Source organism: Arthrobacter sp. BG5 (genome assembly GCF_056680155.1).
Map to the genome: position 1 here is coordinate 3392258 of NZ_CM155268.1, position 13071 is coordinate 3405328.

The window sequence follows — 13071 nt, forward strand, 5'->3', positions numbered from 1 at the left end:
TGGGCCTTTCAGCTGCAATCGCGGCGGAGGCCCGCAGTAAGAAGTAGACGGTTCGTGCCTGGCTCGGTGCGGACCGAGACAGGAGAAATGTGGCCAAGGTCCGCGTACATGAGCTTGCAAAAGAGCTCGGTATTACTTCCAAAGATGCAGTAACCAAACTGCAGGAACTGGGCGAATTCGTTCGCTCCGCCTCTTCCACCATTGAGGCCCCCGTTGTGCGGAAACTCCGCAACGCCTACCCCGACGCGCCTGCCGCTTCGAAGTCCGAAGCGCCCGCGTCCGCCCCCAAGGCCAGCCCCGCAGCGACACGACCGGCGCCCGCGCCGGCTCCGGCCGCGCCGAAGGCCGCCGAAACCAAGACTGAAGCTCCGGCTCCGTCGGCTCCTTCGGCTCCGGCCGAGGCGCCTGCAGCAGCGGCACCCGCCGCCGCTCCGGCTGCCGAGGCCCCGGCGGCTCCCTCCGCCGGCGCCAAGCCCGGCGCACGTCCGGCACCGAAGGCTGAAACCCCGGCTGCTCCGGCGCGCCAGGGCGGCTCGGCGCCGCGTCCGGGCGGACCTCGCCCCGGCAACAACCCGTTCGCCACGTCGCAGGGCATGCCCCGCGGCCGCGGCGGCGACAACGAACGCACCTCGCGTCCGGGCAACAACCCGTTCGCTCCCTCCCAGGGCATGCCGCGTCCGGGCGGAAGCCGCACCGAGGGCGAACGCCCCGGCGGCCCCCGTCCCGCAGCAGGCGCTGGTGGTCCCCGTCCGGGCGCACCCCGTCCGGCCGGCGCTGCCGGTGCACGTCCGGGCGCTCCGCGTCCGGCCGGCGCTCCCGGCGCACGTCCCGGAGCCGGCGGAAACCGTCCGACTCCCGGCATGATGCCCAACCGCACCGAACGCCCCGCACCCGCTGGTGCCGGCCGTCCCGGTGGCGGCGGGCGTGGCCCCGGCCGCCCGGGTGGCGCTCCCGGAACCGGTGCTCCCGGTGCCGGCGGCGGCGCTCCGGCCGGCGGTGGCTTCGGCAAGGGTGGCCGCGGTCGCGGTGGCACCCAGGGTGCCTTCGGCAAGGGCGGCGCAGGCCGCGGCAAGCAGCGCAAGTCCAAGCGTGCAAAGCGCCAGGAACTTGAGCAGATGAGTGCTCCGTCGCTGGGTGGCGTGAGCGTACCCCGCGGCGACGGCAACACCATTGTCCGGCTCCGGCGCGGCTCGTCCATCACGGACTTCGCCGACAAGATCGAGGCAAACCCCGCAGCACTGGTGACGGTCCTGTTCCACCTCGGCGAAATGGCCACGGCCACGCAGTCGCTGGACGAGGAAACCTTTGCCCTGCTGGGCGAGGAGCTTGGCTACAAGCTCCAGGTCGTCTCGCCGGAGGACGAGGAGCGCGAGCTCCTCTCCGGCTTCGACATTGACTTCGAAGCAGAGCTGGAAGCCGAAGGCGACGAAGAGCTCGAAGCGCGTCCTCCGGTAGTCACCGTCATGGGTCACGTTGACCACGGTAAGACCCGGCTGCTCGATGCCATCCGCAAGTCCGACGTTATGGCGGGCGAGCACGGCGGCATCACGCAGCACATCGGTGCTTACCAGGTCACGCACAACCACGAGGGCACCGATCGCAAGATCACCTTCATCGATACCCCGGGCCACGAGGCGTTCACCGCCATGCGTGCCCGTGGTGCGAAGGTCACCGACATCGCCATCCTCGTGGTCGCAGCGGACGACGGCGTGATGCCGCAGACCATTGAAGCCCTCAACCACGCCCAGGCGGCCAACGTGCCGATCGTCGTGGCCGTGAACAAGATCGACAAGGAAGGCGCCAACCCGGACAAGGTCCGCGGCCAGCTGACCGAGTACGGACTGGTTCCGGAAGAGTACGGTGGCGACACCATGTTCGTGGAGGTCTCTGCCCGCCAGAACCTCAACATCGACGAGCTGCTCGAGGCAGTCCTGCTCACCGCAGACGCTGCCCTGGACATGCGAGCCAACCCGAACAAGGACGCCCGCGGTATCGCGATTGAAGCCAACCTGGACAAGGGCCGCGGCGCGGTTGCCACCGTCCTGGTCCAGTCCGGTACGCTGCACGTCGGCGACACGATCGTGGCAGGCACGGCCCACGGCCGCGTCCGCGCCATGTTCGACGACGACGGCAGCGCGCTGACCGAGGCCGGCCCGTCCCGCCCCGTGCAGGTGCTGGGTCTGTCCAACGTCCCGCGTGCCGGTGACACCTTCTTCGTGACCGCTGACGAGCGTACCGCCCGCCAGATCGCCGAGAAGCGTGAAGCCGCAGACCGCAACGCCGCCCTGGCCAAGCGCCGCAAGCGCATCAGCCTGGAAGACTTCGACCAGGCCGTCGCCGAAGGCAAGATCGACACCCTCAACCTCATCCTCAAGGGTGACGTTTCCGGTGCCGTCGAAGCCCTCGAAGACGCGCTGCTGAAGATCGATGTCGGCGAAGGCGTCCAGCTCCGTGTTATCCACCGCGGTGTCGGTGCGATCACGCAGAACGACGTCAACCTGGCAACGGTCGACTCCGCCGTCATCATCGGCTTCAACGTCAAGCCCGCCGAGCGTGTTGCCGAACTGGCAGACCGCGAAGGCGTGGACATGCGCTTCTACTCCGTCATCTACGCAGCAATCGATGACATCGAAGCAGCCCTCAAGGGCATGCTCAAGCCGGAGTACGAAGAGGTCCAGCTTGGTACCGCAGAGGTCCGCGAAGTGTTCCGTTCTTCCAAGTTCGGCAACATTGCAGGCTCGATCGTCCGCTCCGGTGTTATCCGGCGCAACGCGAAGGCCCGCATCAGCCGCGACGGCAAGATCATCGGCGACAACCTCACCGTTGAGACGCTCAAGCGCTTCAAGGACGACGCCACCGAGGTCCGCACGGACTTCGAGTGTGGTATCGGTCTTGGCTCGTACAACGACATCAACGAAGGTGACATCATCGAGACCTTCGAGATGCGCGAAAAGCCGCGCGTCTAGTCGGTCCGCCTTTGGCGAATCAGTAGCAAGAGGTGCGGGGCCGTTGGATTTCTTCCGGCGGCCCCGCCCCTTCGCCGGACGGTTTTCGATCTTCGATCGCAAACCGTCCGGCTCCGTCAGCGGTGTCAGCCTTCCCAATGCTCGCAAGCTCGCATCGGGGCCCTCGGCTGCCACCTTAGATGCCACCCGCCAAAGGCCGCCGGAAAAAATCCAACGGGAGTCCGTCGTAGACTCGCCGTAGTGCGTGGCAGAAAACTGAAACGAGCGACCCCGCCTCACAGGCGCCGTCGTACATCCAAATTTTTTAGGAGTGGAAATGGCTGATCCCGCACGGGCTGCCAAGTTGGCGCAGCGGATTAAAGTTGTCGTTGCTGAGGCTTTGGGTCGGAGGGTCAAGGATCCCCGGTTGGAGGGCGTGACCGTGACCGACGCTCGCGTGACCAACGACCTGCAGCATGCCACGGTCTACTACACCGTCTTCGGCGACGAGGTAGCCCAGGCCGACGCGGCCAAGGGGCTGGAGAAAGCCAAGGGCGTGCTGCGCCAGGAAGTCGGCCGTAACATCACCGTCCGGCTGACGCCGACGCTGGAATTCGTCGCCGACCAGATCCCCGTGGTGGCTTCCAACCTTGAGGAGCTCCTGCGGGCCGCCAAGAAGCGCGACGCTGAAGTGGCAGCCCTTGCCGCCAGCGCCAAGCACGCCGGTGACGCCGATCCGTACAAGAGCGACATCCCCGAAGATGTCGAGCTCGACGAAGAGGACTTCGACGAAGACGACTTTGACGAGGAAAACAAGGACCTCAGCGCTGGCGCCGACATCGACGAAGACCGCAACAAATAAGCTTCCAGCAGCACTGGCCGGACCCGGAGAAGGGTCCGGCCAGTTTTGTATCTGGGCTCCGGGGACTTTGGACTCTATGCCCGCAAGGCTCTGGAGCGTCGTATGGAGGCATGACTGCGGGCGAGCGGAACGGCGGCGAAGGGCCGTGACCACTGCGCTGCTGAAGTGCCCGCAGTGCGGTACCACCAACCGGATTCCGGCTACGGCGGTCGGGCACCCGCGCTGCGGCAAATGCCGCCGGGATCTGCCGTGGATTGTTGAGGCCGGCGACGCCGACTTCGCCGCCGTCGCGGAGCAGTCCCCGGTTCCCGCGCTGGTCGACTTCTGGGCGGCGTGGTGCGGTCCGTGCCGGATGGTCAGCCCGGTGCTGGACAAACTGGCGCAGGAACGCGCGGGCCAGGTCAAGCTCGTCAAGGTGGACGTGGACAAGTCGCCGGCCCTGTCCCGGCGCTTCGATGTGCAGGCGATTCCCACGATGCTGGTGATCTCGAACGGCACAGTGGTGGCGCGGCAGGCAGGAGCCCCGCCGGCCGCAGCCCTGCGCAGCTGGCTGGACGGCGCGCTGGCAGCCCGGCCCGGAGGGGGCACGCCATGACTGAAATCCTGCGCTACGAGGTGGGGTCCGGAACGGTTCTGGTGGAGGTCGACGAGGGCAGCTTCGGCGTCGAACGTCCGGCGCGAAATGAGCTGGGAATCCTCGACGCGGGGCGACGGCTGGAGGACGCGCTTGCCGCCGTGCGGCCGGCCGCCAGGGCCGCCGCCGAGGTGATGCGGGAACTGGCTCCCGAACATTTGGAACTCCAGTTCGGCGTGAAGTTGGCCGGGGAAGCCGGTGCCATCATCGCGAGGAACTGTTCCGAAGGGCACTTTATCGTCAAGATGTCCTTCACCGCGCCGGCGTCGCAGCCGATGCCGCCGGACGACGAAATCCAGCTCTGAACCCTGTTTGCCAAACCACCCAGTCTGCCAAACCGGTCCGCCGGCCCGGGGCGCCGGCGGACTCAGGCCGCTGCGCCGAACCGCTGCCTTAGCGCCGCCGTCGGGCGCCCAGGCCACCCAGCAGCGGGGAACCCATCCCCAGCAGGAAGCCAAAGTCATACCAGTTGCCCGCGCGTCCCGTGTTGTAGAAAGGGAACTCCCGCCAGGCCCCGAAGACGTGCGCGATCAGGACAATCCAGGCCGTGAGCCCGTTCCAGATGCCCCACAACAAGTCCTGCCACCACATGAGGTCCTCCTCCCAGGCCGACCGCGCACCCGCCGTGAATCCGCCCGCACCCGCGTCCGGTCAGGCTACTGCCTGGTGCGTCCGGGCGGTAGGACTAAAGGTCCGCGGCGCGGGCGGGAAGCCGGCCCAGGCCTTCCACGAGTTCCGCTTGGCTGCCGCACAGGGCAATCCGGATCCAGCCTTCGCCGATCGAGCCGAAGGCGGTGCCCGGAGCGAAGGACACCCCGGAGTTGGCGAGGAAGCGCCGCACCCAGGCGCGGACGTCGCCTCCGCTGACGTGCGAAACGTCCGCCCAGAGGTAGAAGGCGCCCTGCGCGGTCAGGAAGGGGATGCCCTTGGATTCCAGGACGGCGGAGGCGGCGTCCCGGTTGGCGCGGTAGCGGGCGTGGGCATGGCTGACGTAGTCCTGCGGACCGGTCAGGGCTGCCAGGGCGGCGTACTGCGAGGGCGACGCGACACAGGAAACGATCGCCTCCATCACGTTGTTCATCTGCTGCTCGAGGCCGGGCGGGCAAATCAGCGCCCCGATCCGCAGCCCGGTAAGCCCGTAGGTCTTGGACAGGGTCAGCGAAGTGAACACCCGGGCCTCGCCGGGGACATCGCTGTCGAAGCGGGCCGGGCTGATGTGCGGGACGTCGTAGGTGAAGGCCTCGTAGCATTCGTCCGAGATGATCCACAGGTCGTGCCGCCGGGCCAGGTCCACGAGGCTGCGGGTGAGTTCCTCGCCGAGGACTGCGCCCAGCGGGTTGGACGGGGAGTTAAGCATCAGGACCTTGGTCCGCGGCGTGATCAGCGCTTCGATGTCCTCGATCCTCGGCTGGAAGTCGTGGTCCGGGTAGAGCGGGTACTCGACGGGCACGGCGTGCAGCAGGCGGCTGGTCATCGCAAACGTCGGGTAGCCGGGATTGGGGATCAGGATCTCGTCGCCGGGGGAGAGCAGCAACGTCATCGCGAAGTGCAATCCCTGTTGGGCGCCGTCGACGACGTACACGCGGTCTGCGCCCACCGGCGTCGCGTTGTGCTCCCGGAACCTGGCCGCGAAGGCCTCCCGCAGCGCCGGGATGCCGGCGTTGGGGGTGTAGTTGGTCTCGTCCCGGTCCAGGCACGCCATTCCCGCCTCGAGGATATGGCGGGGGAGCGCGAAGCCCGGCTCGCCAATGCTCAACACGATCGCGCCGGGGGTGTGCCAGGCAGCTTCGGTGATCTCCCGGATCTGGTTGACGGGAACGTTGCGGACGTGGGCGGCGAGCTCAGGCATGTCTGCCATCCTAGCCGCCGGCGGCATCCGGGCGCGGGCGTCCGCGCCGGGGCCAGTCGCGGCGCGGATATACTGGGAGGCGTGCTTTCTGGACTGGTGATAGTGGACAAGCCGCAAGGCTGGACCAGCCACGATGTGGTTGGACGGATGCGGCGGATCGCCGGTACCCGAAAGGTGGGCCACGCCGGCACCCTGGACCCCATGGCGACGGGGGTGCTGGTGCTCGGTATCAACAAGGCCACCCGCCTCTTGACCTATATTGTGGGGACCTCCAAGACCTACTCCGCTACCATCCGCCTTGGCGAGTCGACCGTCACGGACGACGCCGAGGGCGAGGTCACTGCCACCCGCAGTGCCGCCGCAGTCACCGAAGACGGCGTCCGGGCCGGCGTCGCCGCCCTGACCGGCGAGATCCAGCAGGTGCCCAGCAGCGTCAGCGCCATCAAGGTCAACGGCGAGCGTGCCTACGCCCGGGTCCGTTCCGGCGAGGACGTCAAACTTGCCGCACGGCCGGTGACGATCCACCGCTTCGATATCCACGAACTCCGCCGCGCGCAGGACGGCGAGGTCCTGGACCTGGACGTGACCGTGGAGTGCTCCTCCGGCACGTACATCCGGGCCCTTGCCCGCGACCTTGGCGACGCCCTGGGGGTGGGCGGCCACCTGACTGCGCTGCGCCGGACCCAGGTGGGGCCCTACACGCTGGACCAGGCCCGCACCCTGGAACAGCTGGCCGACGAACTGGAAGTCCTGGAGATGTCGCAGGCCGCCCGGGCGCTGATGCCCAACCGCGAGCTCACCGCGGAGGAAACCATAGAACTGTCCTTCGGCCGCCGGATCGCGGCCGGTCCCGCCGCCGGCACGCCGGATGCCGCGACGGCGGAGCAGCCTGCGGCAGCCTTCGCGCCGGACGGCTCGCTCGTGGCGCTGCTGGCCGACGCCGGAAGCTACGCCAAGCCGGTACTGGTCTTCGCGCCGGACAATGAAAAGCCCGCTGCGGGGAAGGCCGCCGCCGCAGCGCTTCCCGCGGCCCAGCCCGCTGTCGAGCCCGCCGTCGAGCCCGCCGTCGCAGAGCCGGAAGGCTAGCCGTGGACGCATATTTCTACATCATCCTGGTGGTGGGGCTGCTCTCAACCTTCCTTTGCGTTGGCGCCGGCGTCCTGAAAAAGGCGCCGAACGATGCCACCATCCTGTCGGTGGCCGCCGTCGAGCTGTCCCTGCTGGTCTACCTCGTCGGATCCATCGTCCGGGTCGCGTCGGGGGAGCAGATCGCTGGGGAGCCCTGGGAGTTTTGGGGCTATCTCGTCACGGCGCTGATGCTTCCGGTCGGCGCGGTGTACTGGGCCATCCTGGAACGCACCCGGTGGAGCAACTTCGTGCTGGCGGCCGTCGGCGTCACCGCCCTGGTGATGGCGGCTCGAATGAACCAGATCTGGTACTGACGTGGAAGAGGCAAAGAAGAACATGATGGCTTCACAGCAGGACACCGGGGACGCCGCAGGGACCGCAGGGGCCGACGGCGCAGGGACCGCAGGGCAGGGCGGGGTGGCGGCGAAGGACACCCGCAACACCGGCCCCGGCCGGCTGCTGATTGCCGTCTACGCGGTTTTCGCGCTCTCGGCAACCGCCCGGGCCGGCTACCAGATCCTGACCAAGTTCGCCGAGGCACCGCTCGCGTACCTGCTCTCCGCTTTCGCCGCCGTCGTGTACATCGTGGCGACCGTCTCCCTCGCGAAGGCCGGCCGCACCTGGTTCAAGGTGTCCGTGGCCGCCGTGCTGGTCGAGTTGATCGGTGTTTTGGTGGTCGGAGCGCTCAGCCTCTTCGACGCGGTGAACTTCCCGCACGAGACGGTCTGGTCCCTGTTTGGACGCGGCTATGGCTTCATCCCGCTGTTGCTGCCGATCCTTGGGCTCATCTGGCTTTACCGCCGCCGCCCGGCGCCGCAGCAGGCCTGACTGCGCCACTCGCTCAACCAGCCCGGTCTTCCTTCAAGCCCCCTAAGCCCCTGACGAGGGGTCCTTTGGCGTCCCGCCGCGGCGCCTGATAGTAAGCAAACTTGCCAAATGCATAGTAAGCATGCTTATTGTAGTGTCTGGTGCGGAAAGCCACAGCCTGTACCCACCGTTTGTCCACCGGAGCGAGGGAGGCAGCATGAGCAATGTGAACGCCGTTCCCCGAGCAACATGGGAACCTAAAACAGCAGGCGAGGGGCGCCGATGCGGGTGCCGCGAATGAGCACCGGCCCGGAAACGAAGAAGTGGCGGACTGATCAGCTTTTGTCCATGGCCGCGCGGGTGGTCGAGCGCCGCAAGGACCAGGCACTGGCGGCCCTGGGTCTGACACACGCCGCCGTGATCGCCCTGCAGGGGCTTGCCGCCGGGCCGCTGAACCAAGAGCAGCTGGCGCGCCGGATCGCGGTGCAGAGCCAATCCCTGGGGAAGGTCCTGGGCCGGCTCGAAGAGTCTGGACTCGTCACGCGAACCAAGGACCAGCGTGACCGGCGGCAGTTTTCCGTGGCCCTGACGGCTTCCGGCAGCGCGGCCTTAGCAACGGCGCACGAGATCGAACGCAACGCGCTGCCCGAGGACCTGGAAGGCTGGACCCACTTGCAACAGGACTTGGCCAGAATCCTGGCCGCTTTCGAGGTCCCCGGAAGCTCCTGACCGGGGGCCGTGACGGGGCCCGCCGGCGCGCGCCGCGACTCTTTGCTCAGCGGGCGGACGTTCGGCGGCTAGTTGCGCGGGCCGCACGAAGGCGGCAGCGGCGTGATCTCACGTGGTCGCCGTCGCCGGCGCTATTCAGCCCGGTCGCCGCCGTCGTCGGCGCTATTCAGCGCGGTCGCCGCCCTCGTAGCCGCTATTTGCCGTCGCCGTGCAGTTCCTCGGGCGCCTGAAGCCTGCGCCGGAGGGCAGGCCAGGCTGCCGCGAAGCCCGGATGCAATTCCTTGTCACTGACGCCCTCAAGGCTGACCCATTGCAGCTCGAGGCTTTCCGGATCACTGATGGCGGGTTCGAAGGGCTCCACGACTTTCGCGGCGACCGTTGTATAGGACCAATACCCGACGTCGAACACGGTGGTGAAGAGTACGCGGACGGATCCGGGCGGGACGGCGGCCTCTTCCTTGGCCTCCCGGAGCGCGCCGTTGACGGCGTCTTCGCCTTGATGCAGGGCGCCGCCGGGGAGTCCCCAGGTTCCGCCATGGTCGCTCCAAGTGGCGCGGTGCTGCAGCAGGACGCCCTTTTCCGCATCATGCACGAGCAGGCCCGCGGAACCGAAGCGTCCCCAGAAGCGGCCGTGCTCGCCCTCCACCCAGGCATCGCCGGGGTCCCGAGGCCCTAGCGGCCGTCGCGGATCGTGATAGGGGTTCCGAGGCGCTGCTTCCTGCTCTTCAGGCTTGGCGGCTGCGCTCGTCGGATCTTCGGCGGGGTTGTTTCGAGCGGGCTGCGGGGAGACTGAGCTGTCCATCTGGATAGTCTGTCATGCCGGCGACTGCGGGATCCTGGCGGGGGTCGGGCTGTTTCTAAAAGTGTCTTAGGCTCCTGGTTTGATGGATTTATGGGAATCAGTCCTGCTCTCGCCTTGTCTCCGGCCCATCGGCTCGGATATGGCGCACGCCGGGTGTCCGTGGCACGGGGTGTTTCGCTCCCGCACGACGATTTTGCCTGCTGTTCTGTTTCCGCAATTACTGTCGTAGGTCCCTGGTTGTATGGGTTCATGGGATCCAGCGCAGCTCTCACCTTTCCTCCGGCCACCCGGGCCGGTGGTGCTGCGCGGTGGGTGCCGGTGGTGCGGGGTGTGCTGCCCTGGCCCGGGGCGGGTGCCGGCTGTTCTGGTGCGTGCCCTGGTGCGGCTAATAGTGTCGTAGGTCAGCGGCAGGATTGATTCATGGGAACCAGCGCAGCTCTCACCGTTTCTCCGGCCACCCGGCCCGGTGATACTGCCCGCCCGGTCCCTGCACTGGGAAACATTCTGGGGCAGGTGCGGGAGCTGTGCGCGACGGCGGTTAGGGACGCGGCGCTGTTCGGGTTCGCGGAGGCCGCGGAGTACGCCGCCGGGGTCGAGGAACTCGCCCGGGGGCTGGAGTTCCTGCAGCTCGTTGGCGCGGCCGCGGTGGACCGGACCCGCAAGGAGGCCGCCGCCGCGGATTCCCCGGTCCTGGATGACGGTTACCGCAAGAGCGGGGACTTCCTCCGGGACCGGCTGCAGATCACCGGCACCGAAGCGCACCGGCGGCTGTCCCTGACCGCCGCGGTCCTGCCCCGCACCGGGATCACCGGCCAGATCCTCCCGCCCCTGCATGAGGAACTCGCCGCCGCCGTGGCCGCCGGGACCGTGCCGTCCCGGTCCGCGACCATCATCGCCCAGGCCCTGGACCGGGTCCGGCCCCTGTGCGACCCGGCCACGACCGCCCGGATGGAACACTCCCTCACCGCCACCGCGGCCGGGCACGATCCGGACTTCCTGGCCCGGGTCACCCGGCGCTGGCTGGACGCCATCGACCAGGACGGCGCCGAACCTTCCGAGGAGGTCCTGCGCCAGTTACAGGGCGCGTTCATCCGTAAACCCCGTCACGGCCTGCACCACCTGGAAATCTTCGCCACCACGGAACAATTCGAGACCCTCCTCACCGTGATGAACACCGCCACCAACCCCCGCACCACCGGCGCCGGGACAGCAAACGGCAGCCCGGCCGCTGCGGACAGTGGCGGGGCCAACGGCGGCGGGGAGGCCGGGGCGGACGGCGGCGGGGAGGCGGGGGCGGGCGTGACCGGGGAGGACGGGGCTGAGGGGTTCGTGCCGGGCGGGCTGGACTGGCGGTCCCGGCCGCAGAAATACCTCGACGGCCTGGTCGGCGGCTGCAAAATAGCCCTCGCGTCCGGCGCGCTGCCCGCCACCGGCGGACACCGGCCCCAGATCATGGTCACCATCGACTACCGCGACCTCCTCGAACGCCTCCAACACGCCACCAACACCAACGCTGACCCTGCCACCGACAGCCAGACAGGCCCGTTCGCCAGGGCCGTTGACGCCCGCGCCGGCGGACGCGGCACAGGTCCGTTCGGGTTCACCGGCACCGGGGCCGGTCCGTTCGGGTTCACCGGCACCGGGGCCGGTCCGTTCGGGTTCACCGGCACCGGGGACGCCGGCGGACGCGGCACACGCCCGATGGGGTTCACCGGTACCGGGACCCTGGCCTTCACCGGCCCCGTCACCGCAGCGACCATCCGCAAAATCGCCTGCGACGCCGACATCATCCCCATCCTGCTCGGCGGCCAGGGCCGCATCCTCGACATCGGCCGCACCACCCGGATCTTCCCGCCCCACATCCGCAAAGCCATCACCGCCCGCGACCAAGGCTGCGCCTTCCCCAACTGCACCATGCCCGCCACCTGGTGCGAAGCCCACCACATCATCTACTGGTCCCGCGGCGGCAACACCAGCACCGACAACGGCGTCCTCCTCTGCTCCCACCACCACCACCTGATCCACAAAGAACAATGGACCATCCAACTCCGCGCCGGAATCCCCTGGTTCATCCCGCCACCCCACCTCGACCCCCACCAAGCACCCCAAAGAAACCACTACTTCAGATGCTGAACCACACACCCCGCCGACCGGAATCCGAAAGGAAAGCCGTCAGGGGGAGTGGCCCAGGAGTGCCGCTGCCGGTCACGACCACGGTGCCGTCAGGATTGCTGGTTCCATCTGATGGCGCGGCTGGGCGGATTTGAGCTGGAGTCCAGGTGGGCGGACTGGGACGGCAGCGAATCCACCGGCGAATCCCGCAGCCACGTGTCGGCCTACCGGCTTACTGCACCCTGAAGCACCGATCACCCGGTCTTGAACGGAAGCGGTTTGCCAGCCGGGAACGGGACGACGCCCTGCTCCGGCGTCATCGTGAACCACTGGCCGTTCTGTTCCGTCACGAAGAAAAGCAACCTGTCGCCGGCGTCGAGCGGGTCGCCGTCGGGGTAAGCCTTGCCGCAAGTGACCGGCATGGATGCGATGCGGACGGTACCGTGTCCAGGACTGCCCTTGAGTACTCTCTCTACTTCCACCACGTGGACGTTGGCCTGATAACCGTAGATACGGACTTCGCCGTCCCGCTGCACCGGCTTGCCGACCAAAACGGCGCCGGCATGGTCAAACCGCTGTTGCATCGTCTCGAATCGGACCCAGTCAACGCAGACATCCGTGCGCGCAACCGGCACCAGCCAGCAACCGCAAAGCAGCATGGCCAGCGCTACTCCCAGCCAGGCTGCCCCCGCCATTCTGCGCATGCTCAGACCATAACCGCAGTCGGGGAACAAGGTCTACGGCAAGCGGCCACCGGGACGGCGCGTCAGCGGAACAGCGCGAAAACCCGCAGCGGGCCCGGGCGGAAATCCGCGCCCTCCGTGAAACCGAGGGCCTCGTAGAAGGCGCGCTGGCCCGGTTCGTCGTCGGTGAGCAAGACGGTCTGCCGAACGTGCCCGTACCGTTCCTGGACGGCTTCCAGCAGCTGCCGTCCGACCCCGTTTCCCTGGAACTCCGGAGCCACGAGGATGTCCTGCAGATAACAGATCGTCGCGTCGTCCGAGACGGCCCTGACAAGGCCAACGAGTTCCCCGCCGGCACGGCGTGCGGTGACCACGAACGATGAGTTACGGATGGCCCGCACCAGCAGTCCCGGGTCCCGCGTGTAGGCAGCCCACCCGACGGATTCGTACAGCGCCAGTGCCTCGACGTCGGACACATCCGCGCTGGCGGAGACAGAGAACTGAGGCATCGCACCAGTGT

Annotated in this window: 14 protein-coding genes; 9 read left to right on the top strand and 5 right to left on the bottom strand. The window is 68.0% G+C overall.

The features are described from left to right. Positions 1 to 89 precede the first annotated feature (89 nt). From infB to AC1MBE_RS15535, 4 genes are all read left to right on the top strand, one after another. Positions 90 to 2966 carry a translation initiation factor IF-2 gene (gene infB / locus AC1MBE_RS15520; RefSeq protein WP_479779454.1) on the top strand — a complete coding sequence of 959 codons (2877 nt, stop codon included), beginning with the start codon at positions 90 to 92 and terminating at the stop codon, positions 2964 to 2966. 316 nt (positions 2967 to 3282) lie between these two features. Continuing rightward, on the top strand, positions 3283 to 3807 hold the full coding sequence (gene rbfA / locus AC1MBE_RS15525; RefSeq protein WP_479779456.1) for a 30S ribosome-binding factor RbfA: 525 nt from the start codon (positions 3283 to 3285) through the stop codon (positions 3805 to 3807). A gap of 145 nt (positions 3808 to 3952) precedes the next feature. Further along, positions 3953 to 4402, top strand: coding sequence for a thioredoxin (gene trxA, locus AC1MBE_RS15530; RefSeq protein ID WP_479779458.1), 450 nt, complete (start codon positions 3953 to 3955; stop codon positions 4400 to 4402). After that, positions 4399 to 4746: a CU044_2847 family protein gene (locus AC1MBE_RS15535; RefSeq protein WP_479779460.1), complete on the top strand. Its 348-nt coding sequence runs from the start codon at positions 4399 to 4401 to the stop codon at positions 4744 to 4746. The genes trxA and AC1MBE_RS15535 overlap by 4 nt, the downstream gene beginning before the upstream one ends. A gap of 88 nt (positions 4747 to 4834) precedes the next feature. Here the strand turns inward: AC1MBE_RS15535 and AC1MBE_RS15540 are convergent, their stop codons facing one another. Together AC1MBE_RS15540 and AC1MBE_RS15545 are read right to left on the bottom strand one after the other, a co-directional pair. Next, entirely contained in the window at positions 4835 to 5032 is a 198-nt protein-coding gene (locus AC1MBE_RS15540; RefSeq protein WP_346959306.1) for a hypothetical protein, read from the bottom strand. A gap of 94 nt (positions 5033 to 5126) precedes the next feature. Beyond that, positions 5127 to 6290 carry a pyridoxal phosphate-dependent aminotransferase gene (locus tag AC1MBE_RS15545; RefSeq protein WP_479779462.1) on the bottom strand — a complete coding sequence of 388 codons (1164 nt, stop codon included), beginning with the start codon at positions 6288 to 6290 and terminating at the stop codon, positions 5127 to 5129. Positions 6291 to 6371: 81 nt separating this feature from the next. Here AC1MBE_RS15545 and truB point away from each other — a divergent pair, with 81 nt between their 5' ends. From truB to AC1MBE_RS15565, 4 genes are all read left to right on the top strand, one after another. Continuing rightward, complete coding sequence (gene truB, locus AC1MBE_RS15550; protein ID WP_479779464.1) at positions 6372 to 7376, top strand: tRNA pseudouridine(55) synthase TruB; 1005 nt, start codon at positions 6372 to 6374, stop codon at positions 7374 to 7376. 2 nt (positions 7377 to 7378) lie between these two features. After that, positions 7379 to 7732 carry a hypothetical protein gene (locus tag AC1MBE_RS15555; protein WP_479779466.1) on the top strand — a complete coding sequence of 118 codons (354 nt, stop codon included), beginning with the start codon at positions 7379 to 7381 and terminating at the stop codon, positions 7730 to 7732. Between the two features lie 22 nt (positions 7733 to 7754). After that, on the top strand, positions 7755 to 8246 hold the full coding sequence (locus tag AC1MBE_RS15560; RefSeq protein ID WP_479782651.1) for a hypothetical protein: 492 nt from the start codon (positions 7755 to 7757) through the stop codon (positions 8244 to 8246). A gap of 276 nt (positions 8247 to 8522) precedes the next feature. Continuing rightward, positions 8523 to 8954: a MarR family winged helix-turn-helix transcriptional regulator gene (locus AC1MBE_RS15565; RefSeq protein WP_479779467.1), complete on the top strand. Its 432-nt coding sequence runs from the start codon at positions 8523 to 8525 to the stop codon at positions 8952 to 8954. Positions 8955 to 9147: 193 nt separating this feature from the next. On the opposite strand, the gene AC1MBE_RS15570 is transcribed toward AC1MBE_RS15565, so the two are convergent. After that, on the bottom strand, positions 9148 to 9756 hold the full coding sequence (locus tag AC1MBE_RS15570) for an NUDIX domain-containing protein (RefSeq protein WP_479779469.1): 609 nt from the start codon (positions 9754 to 9756) through the stop codon (positions 9148 to 9150). 420 nt (positions 9757 to 10176) lie between these two features. Here AC1MBE_RS15570 and AC1MBE_RS15575 point away from each other — a divergent pair, with 420 nt between their 5' ends. After that, a complete protein-coding gene (locus tag AC1MBE_RS15575) occupies positions 10177 to 11889 on the top strand; it encodes an HNH endonuclease signature motif containing protein (RefSeq protein ID WP_479779471.1) in 1713 nt (570 codons plus the stop codon). Between the two features lie 233 nt (positions 11890 to 12122). Here the strand turns inward: AC1MBE_RS15575 and AC1MBE_RS15580 are convergent, their stop codons facing one another. Together AC1MBE_RS15580 and AC1MBE_RS15585 are read right to left on the bottom strand one after the other, a co-directional pair. Continuing rightward, a complete protein-coding gene (locus AC1MBE_RS15580; protein ID WP_479779472.1) occupies positions 12123 to 12572 on the bottom strand; it encodes a hypothetical protein in 450 nt (149 codons plus the stop codon). Positions 12573 to 12634: 62 nt separating this feature from the next. Continuing rightward, entirely contained in the window at positions 12635 to 13060 is a 426-nt protein-coding gene (locus tag AC1MBE_RS15585) for a GNAT family N-acetyltransferase (RefSeq protein ID WP_479779474.1), read from the bottom strand. Positions 13061 to 13071 lie beyond the last annotated feature (11 nt).

Coding starts and splice junctions, on each gene's coding strand:
- rbfA (WP_479779456.1), top strand. CDS start 3,283: ATGGCTGATCCCGCACGGGCTGCCAAGTTGGCGCAGCGGATTAAAGTT.
- AC1MBE_RS15535 (WP_479779460.1), top strand. CDS start 4,399: ATGACTGAAATCCTGCGCTACGAGGTGGGGTCCGGAACGGTTCTGGTG.
- AC1MBE_RS15540 (WP_346959306.1), bottom strand. CDS start 5,032: ATGTGGTGGCAGGACTTGTTGTGGGGCATCTGGAACGGGCTCACGGCC.
- AC1MBE_RS15545 (WP_479779462.1), bottom strand. CDS start 6,290: ATGCCTGAGCTCGCCGCCCACGTCCGCAACGTTCCCGTCAACCAGATC.
- AC1MBE_RS15560 (WP_479782651.1), top strand. CDS start 7,755: ATGATGGCTTCACAGCAGGACACCGGGGACGCCGCAGGGACCGCAGGG.
- AC1MBE_RS15565 (WP_479779467.1), top strand. CDS start 8,523: ATGAGCACCGGCCCGGAAACGAAGAAGTGGCGGACTGATCAGCTTTTG.
- AC1MBE_RS15570 (WP_479779469.1), bottom strand. CDS start 9,756: ATGGACAGCTCAGTCTCCCCGCAGCCCGCTCGAAACAACCCCGCCGAA.
- AC1MBE_RS15575 (WP_479779471.1), top strand. CDS start 10,177: ATGGGAACCAGCGCAGCTCTCACCGTTTCTCCGGCCACCCGGCCCGGT.
- AC1MBE_RS15580 (WP_479779472.1), bottom strand. CDS start 12,572: ATGCGCAGAATGGCGGGGGCAGCCTGGCTGGGAGTAGCGCTGGCCATG.
- AC1MBE_RS15585 (WP_479779474.1), bottom strand. CDS start 13,060: ATGCCTCAGTTCTCTGTCTCCGCCAGCGCGGATGTGTCCGACGTCGAG.